Genomic DNA, 14,433 nt, shown 5'->3' with positions numbered 1-14,433 from the left:
CTCGGAAGTCGCCGCGTGGGGCGCGGAGGTTGCCGTGAAGGACCGGGAAGATCGGGGCGTGCGCCGCTCAGAACTCCTCGCGGTGCTCCCGCAGGATCCTCTTCGTGCGCTCGGCCGACGCGGCGCCCGTCGACATGTGGTCCAGTACCTCCAGATGCGCGGCGACCTCCTTGCGGGAGTCGAGATACAGGGCGCCGGTCAGATACTCGGTGTAGACCATGTCGGGCAGCTCGGGCTCGGCGAAGCGGAACAGGGTGAACGGCGCGTACGTCCCCGGGTGCGGGCCGGAGGCGAACTCGGCGATCTGCAGGGTGACCCGGTCGCGCTCGGCGAACTCCAGGAGCTTGTCCACCTGGTCGCGCATCACCTCGTCGCGCGCGCTCACCGGACGCCGCAGCACCGTCTCGTCCATGATCACCCACAGGTGGGGCGGGTCCGGGCGCTCCAGCAGCCGCTGTCTCGCCATGCGCAGTGCCACATGCCGCTCAATGGTCTCCGGCCCCGTCTGCCCGATCGTCCCCGCCTCCATCACGGCACGCGCGTACTCCTCCGTCTGCAGCAGACCGGGCACGAAGTGCGGCTCGTAGGAGCGGATGATGCGGGCGGCGCCCTCCAGACTGACGTACAGGCTGAACCAGTCCGGCAGCACGTCGTGGAACCGCTGCCACCAGCCCGGCAGGTTGGCCTCCTCGGCCAGGGCGACGAACGCGGCCGCGTCGTCCTCGGGCACGCCGTACGTCTCCAGGAGGACCTGCACGTACGGGATCTTCAGGGCGACCTCGGCGGTCTCCATGCGGCGTACGGTCGCCGAGGCCACCCGTAGGACCCGTGCGGCCTCGTCACGGCTCAGGCCGGCCGCCTCGCGCAGTTCCTGCAGGCGCTTGCCGAGCACCACCTGGCCCACGGTCGGGGCTGGTCGCCGCTCACTCACGCCACGCCTCCCCTACGCGCCGGAAGTACGTCGAGCAGTGTGCCATGTTCGGGGCTCGAACGGGGTGGTCGGTGTGGGGTGCCGACTGCGGGTTCGTTGTGGCTGGTCGCGCCCAGGCGGCGGAGCCGCACAGCTCGGTCGATTCGCGGCCCGCATTACCTCGCGAGTAATCGACCCCTCTGCCCGTCCGCGAGATCGTTGGGGCACCGGACTCCGGGGCGGCGCACTCCGTTCCGGAGCCCGGACCCCACAACCGCACCTCGACCCCGACGGAGGGTGATTCGTCATGTCCGCCACCTCGCTTGCCGCGCTTGCCCGGACCTCCGACCCGCAGAGCGTGTTGCGCCGTTTCCTGGCCCTGGACGCGGTGGTGACCGGGGCGAACGGGCTTGCCTACCTCGTCGCGTCCGAGCCGCTGGGGCGGCTGCTCGGAGTCGACCGCGCGCTGCTGCTCGCGCTCGGTGCCTTCCTCACCGGCTACGCCGCCGCCGTCGGCCTGCTCGCCTCCCGTGCACGTCCCGCCGCGCTTGCGGTGCGCGCGGTGATCGAGGCCAACCTCGCCTGGGCGGTGCTGAGCCTCGTGGCCCTCGTGGTGTGGCTGACGCCCACCACCGCGGGTGCCGTGTGGACGGTCCTGCAGGCGGTCACCGTCGCAGGGTTCGCGGCACTCCAGCAGGCCGCCATGAAAGCCCGTCAGGACATCAGCGACTGAAGGTACTTGACCGTGGCCGGGTCGGCCGGGAGGAGGGTTTCGATGGCCAGCTCGGCGACGGTCACGTCCATGGGGGTGTTGAAGGTGGAGATGGAGGAGACGAAGGACAGGACGCGGCCCTCGTGCTCGATCCGCATCGGCAGCGCGAAGTACGGGACGGGCCCGGTCGGTTCGGCGGGCCCGGCGTCCGGTGCCTCTTCCGGCACCGGATACGCCGCCACCTCCTCGTACAGCTTCCGCAGCGGCTCGGAGCGGTGCAGCGCGATCTGCCGGTCCATCTGTGCGAGCAGGTGCCCGCGCCACTCCCGCAGGTTGCGGATGCGCGGCGCGAGACCCTCCGGGTGCAGGGTCAGACGCATCGCGTTCAGCGGCGGCGCGAGAAGGTGCTCGGGGATGCCGTCGAGCAGCATCAGGACGCCCCGGTTGGCCGCGTGGACGTTGTACATCGCGTCGACCACGAGCGCCGGGTAGGGCTCGTAGCCCTGGATCAACTGCTCCATGCCCGCGCGGACGGCGTCCAGTGCGGGATCGTCGAGGGGGGTCTCCGGGTAGCGCGGGGCGTATCCGGCCGCCAGCAGCAGCGCGTTGCGCTCGCGCACCGGCACGTCCAGGTGCTCGGCCAGCCGCAGCACCATCTCCTCGCTCGGCCGGGAACGGCCCGTCTCGATGAAGCTGATGTGCCGCGCCGAGGAGTCGGCCCGCAGCGCCAACTCCAGCTGACTGACCCGCCGTTGCACCCGCCAGGCCCGTAGCAGAGGGCCCACGCCCTGGTCGCTGGGGGCGGGGGCGGTGGCGCGCGCGGCGTCTGCGGACGGACCGATGGTCATGGGTACGACCGTAGCCGAGGACCGCGTGGAATGACCGAGGCGCGGACGTCGTCCCTGGCGGGCGAGGGCCTGGTCCGCGCCCGAGTACGTGGCTGTCTCCTCGGCGGGGCCCTCGGCTACCCGATCGGGTTCAGCTCGCCGGCTCGGATCCGAGCCGGCCACGGCGAGCGCGGGGTGAGTGGGCCGGCCTTCGCCGGTGACAGGCGCGCGGGGGGCCTGCTGGTGCGCCCGGGCGGCCGAATCCGCCCGCCGCTCACCCCGGGGCGCCGTCCGACCAGGGCCGCCGAGGCCAGGCTGTGGCAGGCTGAAGACGGACCCCCACTGCAGGAAGGAGCGAGGATGCCCCTCGAACCGCTGTCGCAGAAGGAGATCGAGGACCGGCTCGCGGAGCTGCCGGGCTGGTCGCTGGACGGCGACCGCATCGCCCGCTCCTACCGGCTCCCCTCACACTTCGCGGCCACGGCGATGGTCGTGCACATCGCCCAGGTCCAGGAGGAGCTCGACCACCACTCCGACCTCACCCTCGGCTACAACACGGTGTCCCTCACCGTGAACACCCACACCGTCAGCGCGGTGACCGAGCGGGACTTCGCCCTCGCCCGGAAAATCGAGGATCTCGCTCCCGGCCACGGGGCACACTGACGGGCGTGCTGGACTACGACAAGGAAGCGGAGCGGTACGACGCCTCGCGCGGCGGCGAGCCCCGGGCGGCGGCCGCGGCCGAGGCGGTGCTCGGGCTCATGCCGGAGGGAACCCGGCGCCTGCTCGACGTCGCCTGCGGCACCGGCATCGTGACGCGTCGGCTCGCCGCCGCGCGGGACGGCCTGTGCGTGACCGGCGTCGACCTCGCACCCGCCATGGCCCGGCACGCCGCCGCCCGCCTGCCCGGCGCCGTCCTGCTCGCCGACAGCCGCCGGCTGCCGCTGCGGGACGGCCGGTTCGACGCCGTCAGCAGCGTGTGGTTGCTGCACCTGGCGGCGACCGACGAGGACGTGCGGACCATCGTCGGCGAGTGCGCCCGCGTGCTGCGGCCCGGCGGGGTGTACATCACCACGGTCGACAAGGCCGCCGCGCACAACGTGGGCAGTGACATCGATGCCGTGCTGGCCTCCCGCCCGCGCCGCCCGGCCAGGGACGAGGCGGCGCTCGTCGAGTCGTACGCCCTCGACCACGGCCTGGTCCCGGCCGGGCAGGCCCGCTTCACCGGCCGCGGCCAGGGGCGCAGCCCCCGCCGTACGGTCGCCGACCTGCGCCGGGGCTGGTTCGTCGCCCTGCCGCCCGGCGGCGCGCTCGCCGACGAGTTCGCCGTCCGGCTGGCGGAACTCCCGGACCAGGACCGGCCCCGGCCGGACCCGGTGTTCAGCCTGCGGGCGTTCCGCAAGCCCGAGTGAAGTCCATGGTCCAGTTGGTGAGCCAGGTCCGGCCCTCGCCCACGGAGAACGCTTGTTCCCAGCGGGCCGACTCCACGGAGACTCCCGACCACACGAACCGCACGCGCACGTCCTTGCCGTCGTGCGTGTCGTCGCCGTAGAACTCGCCGCGCCCGCCCTCGAACCGGCCGAACACAGGTGGGAACAGCGTTCCGCTGATGCTGGAGGCCCAGTTCAGCGACCACTGCTCGGTCTCCCGGTCGAAGAGCCGCAGGGTCGCGCCCTTCGCCGACAGTCGCGGCATGTCGATCTCGTCGAGGTTCGCGGTCCCGTCGAACAGCGGCCAGCACCTGCTGGTCGCCGGGAATTCCTCCCAGTCGCTGTCCGGGTTCAGGAAGTCGGTGCGGCGGCGGTTGAGGACATCCCAGGCGCCGTGGAAGAAGTCGAAGTCGTGTGGGCTGCTCATGTGCGGTCTCCAGTGGTTCCTGAGGGAAGGGAGTCGGCCAAGTAGGCCTTGAGGTCCGGGACTTCGGGCGCGAGCAGGTGCCGTACCCAGGCGTCCCGTTCGTGCAGGATCGGCGGGAGTTCCCAGACGCAGCCGATCCACGGCAGGTCGGGGGTGACGAAGTGGGTCGGGTCGCGGTCCGGGCAGCCCAGCACCGGCTGGCCCGCCGCGGCGCCCTTGAAGTGCAGGACGTTGTCCCACACCCAGCTGTAGGCGTTCAGGTAGGCGCCGTCGTCGCCGCCCCGGTGCAGCACGACGAAGGTCGCCGGGGGCGTGCCGTCCGGTTCCGGCAGCAGGTCCGGCAGGATCTCGTACGCCGCCTTCTCGACCTCGGGCGCGATGCCCGCGGGGTCGGCGGTGACGTGGTAGCGCTTGACGTGCCGCCCGGCCACCTCGATGGGCGGGGGCACGGTCAGCAGTTTCTCGGCGAAGCTCATGGCAGGACGCTAGGACCGCTTCACTGACATCCTGTGGCAGTGAAGTCCAGCCGACTGGTCTCGATCCTGCTCCTCCTCCAGACCCGGGGACGGATGACCGCCGCCCAACTCGCCGACGAGCTGGAGGTGTCGATCCGCACGGTCTACCGGGACGTCGAGGCGCTGAGCGCCGCCGGCGTCCCGCTGTACGGCGACGCGGGCCACGCCGGCGGCTACCGCCTCGTCGACGGCTACCGCACCCGCCTCACCGGACTCACCGCCGACGAGGCCGAGGCCCTCTTCCTCGCCGGCGCCCCAGGCCCCGCCGCCCAGCTGGGCCTCGGCTCCGTCCTGGCCGCCGCCCAGCTCAAGGTCCGCGCCGCCCTGCCGCAGGAACTGCGCCCCCACGCCGACCGGATCAGCGGCCGCTTCCACCTCGACGCACCCGGCTGGTACGCCGACGCCGACGAGACGCCGTTCCTCCCCGCGGTGGCCGACGCCGTCTGGAACAGTCGCGTCCTGCACGTCCTGTACCGCCGCTGGCGTGAACCCACGGATGTGGAGCGTCGCCTGGAGCCGTACGGACTGGTCCTCAAGGCGGGGCGCTGGTACGTCGTCGCGGGACCCGGACCCCGCACTTACCGCGTCGACCAGATCCTCCGACTCGACGGCACGGGCGAGGAGTTCACCCGCCCCGACGACTTCCACCTGGCCGCCCACTGGTCGGCCTACCAGCGCGACTTCCACGACCGGCTCCGCCCCGGCGAGGCGGTGGTCCGGCTGGCGCCCGGCGTGATCCTCGACCGCGCGGTCGACCACCGTACGGAGGCGGACGGCTGGACCCGGGTCACCGTCCCCATCGAGTCTGTCGACCACGCCCACGCCGAGTTCCTGCGTCTGGGCGCCGGCGTGGAGGTGCTCGAACCGCCGGAGCTGCGCGCGAAGATGGCCCGAACGGTGGCCGAACTGGCCGAAAGGTACGGCAACTCCGGGGCGCACAGCGGCGACTGAGGGAACGGAACCCGTCCGTCCTCCCGAGGAGGTACGTCACGTGCAGCACCCGCGCAAGCACCGTAGACGCCGGGCCGCCCTCTACGCGACCGTCGCCACCACCGCCCTGGTCGCCGCCGGAATCACCACGCTGAACGGCGCCGGCACGGCCGAGGCCGCCACCGCCCGCCAGGTCGAGGCCCTCGACCGGGGCGTGGTCAGCGTCCACACGGCCGGCGGCAACCTGGTCAGCTGGCGCTGGCTCGGCACCGACCCGAACGACGTCTCCTTCAACGTCTACCGGGCCGGCACGAAGGTCAACGCGACCCCCATCACCGGCTCCACGAACTACTTCCACTCCGGCGCCCCCGAGCAGGCCGACTACACGGTCCGCGCGATCGTGGGCGGCGTGGAGCAGGGCGACTCCGTGCACGCCATCCAGTTCCGCCCGGGCTACAAGGACGTCCCGATCAGCCCGCCCGCCGGCGGTACGACCCCAGATGGAGTGGCGTACACCTACGAGGCCAACGATGCCTCCGTCGGCGACCTCGACGGCGACGGCGCCCTCGACATCGTCCTGAAGTGGCAGCCCACCAACGCCAAGGACAACTCCCAGTCCGGCTACACCGGCAACACCTTCGTCGACGGCATCAAACTCGACGGCACCCGGCTGTGGCGCATCGACCTGGGCCGCAACATCCGCTCCGGCGCCCACTACACGCAGTTCCAGGTGTACGACTACGACGGCGACCGCAAGGCCGAGGTCGCCATGAAGACGGCCGACGGTACGCGGGACGGCACCGGCGCGGTGATCGGCAGTTCGTCCGCCGACCACCGCAATTCGAGTGGGTACATCCTCTCCGGACCCGAGTACCTGACCATGTTCAACGGGCAGACCGGCAGGGCGATGGGGACGGTCGACTACGTGCCGGCCCGGGGCACGGTGTCCTCGTGGGGCGACTCGTACGGCAACCGGGTCGACCGGTTCCTCGCCGGAACCGCCTACTTGGACGGCGCCCGCCCCTCCCTCATCATGGCCCGCGGCTACTACACCCGCACGGTCATCGCCGCCTGGGACTGGCGAGGCGGCACCTTCACCCGCCGCTGGACCTTCGACACCAACTCCTCCACCAACGCCGGTCAGGGCTACGACGGTCAGGGCAACCACAGCCTGTCCGTCGCGGACGTCGACGCCGACGGCAAGGACGAGATCGTGTACGGCGCCATGACCGTGGACGACAACGGCTGGGGGCTGTGGACCACGAAGCTGGGCCACGGCGACGCGGGCCACGTCGGGGACCTCAACCCGTCCCGCGCGGGGCTGGAGTACTTCAAGGTCTCGGAGGACTCCAGCAAGCCCGGCTCCTGGATGGCCGACGCGCGCACCGGCTCGATCCTGTGGCAGACCGCCTCGGGCGCCGACAACGGACGCGGCGTCGCCGGCGACATCTACGCCGGCAGCGCGGGCGCCGAGGCCTGGTCCGCCTCGGACACCACCCTGCGCTCGGCGTCCGGCGGCTCCCTCGGCCGGGAGCCGTCCAGCATCAACTTCCTGTCCTGGTGGGACGGCGACCCCGTCCGCGAACTCCTCGACGGCACCCGCATCGACAAGTACGGCACCGCGTCCGACACCCGTCTGCTGACCGGCTCCGGTGTCTCGTCCAACAACGGCACGAAGGCCACGCCCGTCCTGTCCGGCGACATCCTCGGCGACTGGCGCGAGGAGGTCATCTGGCGCACCAGCGGCAACACGGCGCTCAGGATCTACTCGACGCCGTACGAGACGAGCACGAAGATCACGACCCTGCTCCACGACCCGATGTACCGCACGGCCCTGGCCTGGCAGAACACCGCCTATAACCAGCCCCCGCACCCGAGCTTCTTCATCGGCAACGGCATGCCGACGGCCCCCCGGCCGACGGTGTACACACCCTGAGCGGACCAAGTCGCCCCACCTGGCAGCCCGGACGTAGTGACGGGCTGCCAGGTTGCTTCTCGGGTCCGGGTTTTTTCGATGTCCCGTGCAACCATGCGGGTTCTTCACAGGTCATTCACACGCGTACCACCGAAAACCTGGGGAGAACATGTTCCACCACACCCGCATACGTCTCGCCGCCACCGCGGCCGTCGCCGTACTCGGCCTGACCGCCTGTGGTTCCGGCTCCGGCGACGAGGTCGTCGACAAGCCGAAGGCGAAGGCCTCCGCCAAGGCCGACAGCGGCAGCGGCAACGACAAGGAGCCCGCCGCCGAGAAGAGCAGCGCCGCGCCCGGCGTCGCCAAGGTCGGCGACACGCTCGCCCTCAAGGGCATGGAGGACGGCAGCGGAGTCGATGCCACCGTCGTCAAGGTCGTGGACAACGCCAAGTCCAGCGACGAGTTCTTCGCCCCCGAGTCCGGCAACCGGTGGATCGGCGTGCAGTTCCAGCTCGTCAACACCGGGACCACGGTCTACTCCGACGCTCCCGTGAACGGGGCGAAGATGACCGACGACAAGGGCCAGCAGTTCGGGACCGTCCTCGCCGACATCACGGCCGGGCCGTCGATGTCGTCGGACGTCCGGCTGAAGCCCGGCGCCAAGGCGCTCGGCTGGGTCGTGTTCGAGGTGCCGAAGGCGTCGAAGGCGGCCACGGTCACGTGGGGGATGGACTCGGGCTTCGCCGAGCAGATCGGGGAGTGGACGCTGTAGGACGGCACCGAGGGCGCGGGCCGTCGCCGGCCCGCGCCCTCGGGCTCGCTCAACTCACCGTGCAGGTCTGGTCGCCCAGCTTGAACGCGGTCGGTTTCGCGTTCGCCCCAGACCAGCTTCCCGTGAACCCGAAGCTCACGGAGGCACCCGCCGCCACGTTGCCGTTCCAGTCGACGTTCTTCGCGGTCACCGCCGAGCCCGACTGGGTGTGCTCGGCGTTCCACAGCTGCGTGATCTTCTGACCGTCCGCGAAGGACCAGCCGAGGGACCAGCCGCTCCAGGCACTTGAACCGGTGTTGGACAGCTGTACGTCCGCCTGGAAACCGCCCGACCACTGGTTGGTGACCTTGTACGTCACCGCGCAGGCGCCGGTCGGTGTCGGGGTGGGGTCGGTTCCGCCACCGCCGCCGTCTCCGCCACCCGCGTCGGAGGTGTCGCCGTAGATGACGCCCCGGCCGTTCGTCGAGACGTACACGCGGCCGTACACGCGCGGATCACCCGTGATCGCCGCCCCCGTCCAACCCCACTGGTGGGCGTCGTCGTTGATCCGGGTCCAGGTCGCGCCCTTGTCCGTCGACCGGAAGATGCCGCGTACGCCGCCGATCTTCGCGCTGGTGTACAGCGTCTGGTACGACGCCCCCGTCGCCGCCTTGCCGAAGCCGATCGTGTCGGCCTGCTCGACGTTCGAGAGCTTCGTGAAGGTCGCGCCGCCGTCGGTCGAGTGCCACAGCCCGTACGCCCCATCCGTCGCACCCCCCGCCAGCCACACGTCCCCCTTCACCCCGGGCAGCGCCTTGAAGCGGACGCTGTCCCCGCTCGGCAACCCCGTCGCCGAGGACGCGGTGAAGGTGGCGCCGCCGTCCGTACTGACGTAGAACTTCCCGGACTTGAAGCCGTAGAAGACCTTCGGGTCGACCCGGTCGGACTCGACGACCGCCCCCGCCGGAATGCCGCTGGAGGCCGCCCAGGAGTTGCCGAAGCCCGTCGCGTACTGCACGCCCGTACCGGCCGGGCTCCACACGAACCGGCTGCCGTCCGCCGCCGCCGCGACCGTGCCGCCGCCGCTGACGCCCGAAGGATCGGTCCCCGCGAACCAGTTGGCGCCGTTGTCCGTCGAGAACGCGATGTGCGGCCCCGAGTCCAGGTCGCCGACCCGCACGAGAGTGTTCGGGTTCGACTCGGCGAAGTCCAGGCTGGTGGTCGAGGTGAAGTTCGGCTGCGTGAACATCATCGACGGCACCTTGGTGAGGTCCGTGTGCCGGAAGCCGCCGATGTCACCGAGGGCGCTCAGGAGCGGGGCGCCCGACGGGGGAGAGGCCAGGTCGTTGACGGCCGTCTCCTCCAGGCCCTGCACCATCGGCCTGATGGTGAACTGGCTTCCGCTGTCCCACTTCGTCAGGTCCTCGGTGCCGTAGATCGTCGCGCCCGTCCCGTACATCATCCGGTTCGAGTCGAACGGGTCGATCTCCAGCGCCTCGGTCATCCACCCCAGCTTCGGCGTCTGTTCGGGCGGCGACGGGTTCGCGCCCCAGGTCAGCCACGGCGACGACGAGACGTCCATCGTGTAGCGGTTGGTCCGGTTGGGATACGACGTGTAGTCCCACGCCTTCGACCAGGTGCCGCCGCTGTCCGTCGAGCGGAAGATCTGCGTGTCTGGCCACCAGGAGCTGTACGCCGTCGCCATCACCGTTCCCGGCTTCTGGCGGTCGACGGTCAGGCCGGCGAAGCCGTAGTAGGTGTCGGCCTCGGCGACCGGGCTGATGTCCGTCCAGGTGCCGGTCGCCGTCGCGTACCGCCACAGCCGGCCCTTGCCGCCGTCGTACGGGCCGCCCTTGTCGCTGTAGGCGAGGTACAGATAACCATTGACGGTATCCAGTACACCCTTGTGCGCCAGGTATCCCGTCGGCTGCCCGGCGACCCTCGACCAGGTGGCGCCCGCGTCGGTCGACCGGTACACGGCGTTGTCCTTGTCGGCGACCCCGACGTAAATGGTTCTGGTCGCGTTCCCCGACGTCCCCGTGGACTCGTCGAAGGTGACCCAGACGATCCCCTGGTTGTCGCTGGAGTACCCGCTGGTGTCACTCGGGTCCTGCACGTAGTTGCCGACGTTGGGGAAGTTCCCCACCTGCGACCAGCTCACCCCGGAGTCGGTCGAGCGCCACAGCCCCTTGCCGCTGGGCGCGCCCAGGTACAGCACGCTGTTCTTGTTCGGGTCGACCGCCAGCCGCTCACCCATGCCGCGGCCCGGCATGTTGCCGCCCAGCTTGAACGGCAGGTCGGTCTTCTGCCAGCTGGCGCCGCGGTCGGCGGAGCGCATGACCGCGCCGTTCTTCGGGTCCCAGCTGTTGGTGTACGTCCCGACCGCCGCGTACACCTTGTCCGGATCGGCCGAGTCGGACGCCAGGCTCACCACACCCGTGTGCCCCCAGTCGTCCCAGCCGACCGAGTCCAGCAGCGGCGTCCAGGTCTTCGTCGACTCCTGCCAGCGATAGGCGCCGCCGATGTCGGTACGGGCGTAGGCGAGGTTCTTCTCCTTGCGGTTGAAGACGATGCCGGGGACGAAACCGCCGCCGTCGATGCGGGCGTTCTTCCAGGTGTAGCTGTCGGCGCTGATCGACACGTCCTTCGCGGCGTCGGCGGCCAGCGCGGGCGGGGCGCCCGCGAGCAGCCCGGCCGCGAGGGCCAGCGCGGCGGTGAGGATGCGGGTTCTTCGCACGAGGGGTCCTTTCCGGGGTGGGGGGAGAGGAGACCAGCGATGGCAAGCGCTTTCCACCGCTCGCGAGAGTTGCCGGGCGACCCCCAGTGCGGGAGGGGGGCGCCCGGCAGTTCGGCCTCGCCGTCAGGTGACGAGACCACGTACGAGGAGCCTTCAAGCGGTTCCGAGGAAACACCGTGACCTGCCACGCCCTGCTTTCAGGGGCGCGGGGAACTGCGCGACCAGCCACAACGGACCCGCAGTCGAAACACGGCCCAACCCGCGGAGCGCCTGGCGGGGACTATTCGAGAAGCTCCGCGTACGAACCCATGGCCAAGGCGATGTCCGCCTGGGCCCAGAACCGGTGATACGTGAACGACGGCGCCGCACCGCCCGCGAGATACGCCTCGATCTTCGACCAGGCCGGATCGTCCTCGTAGAACGAGCGGATGGAGTCGAAGGTCGACGACGCGTTGATCGCGTCACCGTTCGGCATGGTGCCGGTCCAGCCGCTCGGGACGTAGACCCCGTCGTCGAAGCGGTTGTAGTCGGCGCGGGTCTCCGGGACGGCGATACCGAGGTCGTCCTGGTAGTTGTCCCACATGCCGTCCAGCAACGCCTTCGCCGTCGTCGCGGCCTCGGTGTCACCGGAGCGGTCGGCGTAGTACGTCAGGGTCTTGGCGTACGCGGCCGCCACCCCGACGTCGTTGGTGTAGTCGGCGACGGTGACGTGAAGTCCGTTGTTGGCGCCCGGACTTGACGGGTTCCAGGTGTCGGGCTGGCCCGACCACTGGAGCGTGGACGGGAACCGGAAGGTGCCGTCCGGGTTGACGGTCGTCTCGGACAGCGCCCAGTCGACCCACTTGTCGAGGACGGTCTTCGCGGCCGCGTTCCCCGTCTGCTGGTAGTACTCGGCCACCCGCTCCATCGACCACGCCTGGAAGCCGAACCACTGGTTGGACGGCGGGTCGTGGTAGACGGGCTGCTGGTCGTAGTACATGCCGTAGAACGTGGACTTCCCGGCCGGTGGCGTCGCGTACCGGCCCGCCCAGCTGTTGGTCGCACCGCCCGCGATCGCGCCCTCGCTGGACTGCAGCCAGCGATAGAACTCGACCTGCCGCTCTAGGGACTTGGCCCAGTCCGCCTGTCCCGTCGCCGACTTGGGCTTCAGGTCGGCGTAGTTGGACAGGGCGTACGCGGCCATCGGGTTCTGGTAGCCGCCGTGCGCGTGGCTGGAACCGATGCGCCAGGCCCAGCCCGCCGAGGTGTCGGTGGCACCGCCCCAGGCGTAGTACCAGGACATCAGGTAGTGCGAGGCGTCCTTGCCCGTGCCCGCCGGGCAGGACGAGGCGCCGACACAGTTGCCGACCTTCTTGAAGTACTTGTCGTACATCGCGTAGCGCAGGTAGTCGCCCATCTTCGCGGCCTTGGCCACGGTCGCGGAGATCTGACCGCCCTTGCCCTGCTCGTCGGCCCACTTGTCGGCCCAGTACGCGGCCTGCACCGCACGTGCGTCGGCGTCGGGGGCGTTGGTGAACTTCCACTGCTTGGCGTAGGAGGCGTCACCGGTGAACAGGTCCAGGTAGCCGTTGGTTCCGCCGTACTTGAAGGCGTCGCAGGTCGGCTGCGGCACCGTCTCCCACACCGACTCCTGCGCGCCGCGCTGGAAGGTGTTGATGTACGACGGCCCGGTGTCCGTCGGCCCCGCCTCGCACTTGCCGGGCGAGTTGCCGTAGCCGTAGACGTTGTCGACGTCCTGCAGCCAGTGCATGCCATAGACGTCGTCCGTGCCGTACGCGCTCTTCAGCTCACCCGCGATCGGATCCGAGCCGACCGAGACCGACGCGTCGAGCTTCGCCGGGTACTCGTTGGGTGTGTCCAGCTCGGGCGCGTACGTCGCCGGCTTCGAGGCGTTGTAGAAGGAGTTGGTCGGCTGGTCGGCGTGCGTCGGGATCATGTACTTCTCCATGATCTCCCAGGCGCCGTTGAACTTGGTCCAGTCGCCCGTGACCTTGCCGTACATCGCCTGCAGCCAGAGAAGGTAGCTGTAGGCCTCGGAGGTCGTCTCGTGACCGTGGTCCGGTGCCTCGACGATCAGCGTCTCGACCGAGTGGTAGGGGATGCCCTCGGGCGAGAAGTAGCCGTTCGCCGGGTTGGTGATCTTCCCGTAGAGCTCCAGGAAACGGGCGTCGTACGCCTTCGTCGCCGCGATCTGGGTCACCGTGACCGACGCCTTCGCGTGCCCGTTGGCCGTCGACTCGAAGGTCGCCGCGCCGGTGCCGGAGCTGTCGGCGGTGATGGTCACCTGTTGCGCGGTGTTCCAGTTCGACGGAGTGAAGGTGAGCGAGGCGCCGCCGGTCACCGACAGGCCCGAGTTGCCGCTCGCGCGGGCGGTCGTGACGGTCACGTTGGACGACGGCTGCGTGGACAGCTTGACGTCGTACGAGGCCGACTTGCCCTGCTGGACCGGGAGTTGGGTCTGCGAGGCCACCACGGCCGGACCCGAGGCGACCGTGATGCCGACCGGCGTCGACTCGGCGGACGCGCCCAGGCTGTCGTACGCCTTCGCGAGGAGCGAATGACTGCCCACGGTCAAGCTTGAGACCGAGAGCGAGTACGGCGCCGTCGTGTCCGTGCCCAGCAGCGTGGTGTTGTCGTAGAACTCGACCTTGCTGATGGTCGCGTTGTCCGCGGCCGCGGCGGTGGCCGCGAGCGGGACGGCGCCGCCCTGCGTGTAGACGGCGCCCGCCGCCGGGCTGGTCAGCACGGTGATGGGGGGTTGGTGGGCGCCGGTGCAACTCGTGCCGTTGATCGCGAAGTTCGTCGGAGCAGCGTTGGCGCCGCTGTAGGTGAACTGCGCGCCGGTGGTGACGGCGGCTCCGGCGGCGATCCTGCCGTTGTAGCCGGCGTCCTTCACTGTGATCGACTGGCCGGACTGGGACCAGGTGCCGTTCCAGCCGTTGCTGAGCTTCTGGTTGCCCGCGTAGCCGTACGTCAGGGTCCAGCCGTCGATGACGTCCGTACCGCGGTTGGTGATCGTCAGCTCCGCGGTGAAGCCGGAGCCCCAGTCATTGGTCTTGTAGTCGACACTGCACTGAACTGCCGTCGCCTGAGCGGGTGTCGAACCCGTGCTCAGCATCGTCAAGGGAAGCGCCAGGGCCGCGACGACGGCTGTCCACAACCGTCGTACGGCTCTGCGTCTGCGTGGGGGATGCACGTGCTGGTTCCTCCTTGTTGCTCGGAGAAGTCAAGGCTTGAACCAGTGGGAGCGCTCCCATAGTGGGGACGGGGGTGCAAGGG

12 protein-coding genes are annotated in these 14,433 nt (G+C 70.3%); 6 read left to right on the top strand and 6 right to left on the bottom strand.

Annotated features, from left to right (window positions below):
• Positions 1 to 67: 67 nt before the first annotated feature.
• Positions 68 to 931 carry a helix-turn-helix domain-containing protein gene (locus tag ACIREI_RS18295; RefSeq protein ID WP_403333822.1) on the bottom strand — a complete coding sequence of 288 codons (864 nt, stop codon included), beginning with the start codon at positions 929 to 931 and terminating at the stop codon, positions 68 to 70.
• 286 nt (positions 932 to 1,217) lie between these two features.
• Here ACIREI_RS18295 and ACIREI_RS18290 point away from each other — a divergent pair, with 286 nt between their 5' ends.
• Positions 1,218 to 1,643: a hypothetical protein gene (locus ACIREI_RS18290; RefSeq protein WP_403333820.1), complete on the top strand. Its 426-nt coding sequence runs from the start codon at positions 1,218 to 1,220 to the stop codon at positions 1,641 to 1,643.
• Here ACIREI_RS18290 and ACIREI_RS18285 read toward each other — a convergent pair.
• A complete protein-coding gene (locus ACIREI_RS18285) occupies positions 1,625 to 2,470 on the bottom strand; it encodes a helix-turn-helix domain-containing protein (RefSeq protein WP_403333818.1) in 846 nt (281 codons plus the stop codon). The two genes, ACIREI_RS18290 and ACIREI_RS18285, sit on opposite strands and share 19 nt — an antisense overlap.
• Before the next feature lie 339 nt (positions 2,471 to 2,809).
• Here ACIREI_RS18285 and ACIREI_RS18280 point away from each other — a divergent pair, with 339 nt between their 5' ends.
• Both ACIREI_RS18280 and ACIREI_RS18275 read left to right on the top strand, forming a co-directional pair.
• Positions 2,810 to 3,112, top strand: coding sequence for a 4a-hydroxytetrahydrobiopterin dehydratase (locus ACIREI_RS18280; protein WP_403333816.1), 303 nt, complete (start codon positions 2,810 to 2,812; stop codon positions 3,110 to 3,112).
• Between the two features lie 5 nt (positions 3,113 to 3,117).
• Positions 3,118 to 3,861, top strand: coding sequence for a class I SAM-dependent methyltransferase (locus ACIREI_RS18275; RefSeq protein WP_403333814.1), 744 nt, complete (start codon positions 3,118 to 3,120; stop codon positions 3,859 to 3,861).
• Here ACIREI_RS18275 and ACIREI_RS18270 read toward each other — a convergent pair.
• Positions 3,830 to 4,306, bottom strand: coding sequence for a hypothetical protein (locus ACIREI_RS18270; RefSeq protein ID WP_403333812.1), 477 nt, complete (start codon positions 4,304 to 4,306; stop codon positions 3,830 to 3,832). The genes ACIREI_RS18275 and ACIREI_RS18270 overlap by 32 nt on opposite strands.
• A complete protein-coding gene (locus tag ACIREI_RS18265; RefSeq protein WP_403333810.1) occupies positions 4,303 to 4,782 on the bottom strand; it encodes a hypothetical protein in 480 nt (159 codons plus the stop codon). Before ACIREI_RS18265 ends, ACIREI_RS18270 begins: the two co-directional genes overlap by 4 nt.
• Before the next feature lie 39 nt (positions 4,783 to 4,821).
• Here ACIREI_RS18265 and ACIREI_RS18260 point away from each other — a divergent pair, with 39 nt between their 5' ends.
• From ACIREI_RS18260 to ACIREI_RS18250, 3 genes are all read left to right on the top strand, one after another.
• On the top strand, positions 4,822 to 5,772 hold the full coding sequence (locus tag ACIREI_RS18260; RefSeq protein ID WP_403333808.1) for a helix-turn-helix transcriptional regulator: 951 nt from the start codon (positions 4,822 to 4,824) through the stop codon (positions 5,770 to 5,772).
• Positions 5,773 to 5,812: 40 nt separating this feature from the next.
• Positions 5,813 to 7,687 carry a rhamnogalacturonan lyase gene (locus ACIREI_RS18255; protein ID WP_403333806.1) on the top strand — a complete coding sequence of 625 codons (1,875 nt, stop codon included), beginning with the start codon at positions 5,813 to 5,815 and terminating at the stop codon, positions 7,685 to 7,687.
• A gap of 148 nt (positions 7,688 to 7,835) precedes the next feature.
• Positions 7,836 to 8,438, top strand: a complete 603-nt coding sequence (locus tag ACIREI_RS18250; protein WP_403333804.1) for a DUF4352 domain-containing protein — start codon at positions 7,836 to 7,838, stop codon at positions 8,436 to 8,438.
• 49 nt (positions 8,439 to 8,487) lie between these two features.
• Here the strand turns inward: ACIREI_RS18250 and ACIREI_RS18245 are convergent, their stop codons facing one another.
• Positions 8,488 to 11,154, bottom strand: coding sequence for a cellulose binding domain-containing protein (locus ACIREI_RS18245; RefSeq protein ID WP_403333802.1), 2,667 nt, complete (start codon positions 11,152 to 11,154; stop codon positions 8,488 to 8,490).
• Positions 11,155 to 11,434: 280 nt separating this feature from the next.
• Positions 11,435 to 14,350 carry a glycoside hydrolase family 48 protein gene (locus ACIREI_RS18240; protein ID WP_403333800.1) on the bottom strand — a complete coding sequence of 972 codons (2,916 nt, stop codon included), beginning with the start codon at positions 14,348 to 14,350 and terminating at the stop codon, positions 11,435 to 11,437.
• Between the last annotated feature and the right edge of the window lie 83 nt (positions 14,351 to 14,433).

It is taken from the genome of Streptomyces sp. NPDC093591 (assembly GCF_044764885.1).
In the GTDB taxonomy this organism is placed as follows: Bacteria; Actinomycetota; Actinomycetes; order Streptomycetales; family Streptomycetaceae; genus Streptomyces.
The sequence above is the reverse complement of the archived record's forward strand: the minus strand, read 5'-3'. Positions and strand labels throughout refer to the sequence as shown.

Bases quoted from the DNA above. Each gene is read 5' to 3' on its own strand.
- ACIREI_RS18265 (WP_403333810.1), bottom strand. From the start codon at position 4,782: ATGAGCTTCGCCGAGAAACTGCTGACCGTGCCCCCGCCCATCGAGGTG.
- ACIREI_RS18285 (WP_403333818.1), bottom strand. From the start codon at position 2,470: ATGACCATCGGTCCGTCCGCAGACGCCGCGCGCGCCACCGCCCCCGCC.
- ACIREI_RS18290 (WP_403333820.1), top strand. From the start codon at position 1,218: ATGTCCGCCACCTCGCTTGCCGCGCTTGCCCGGACCTCCGACCCGCAG.
- ACIREI_RS18280 (WP_403333816.1), top strand. From the start codon at position 2,810: ATGCCCCTCGAACCGCTGTCGCAGAAGGAGATCGAGGACCGGCTCGCG.
- ACIREI_RS18270 (WP_403333812.1), bottom strand. From the start codon at position 4,306: ATGAGCAGCCCACACGACTTCGACTTCTTCCACGGCGCCTGGGATGTC.
- ACIREI_RS18250 (WP_403333804.1), top strand. From the start codon at position 7,836: ATGTTCCACCACACCCGCATACGTCTCGCCGCCACCGCGGCCGTCGCC.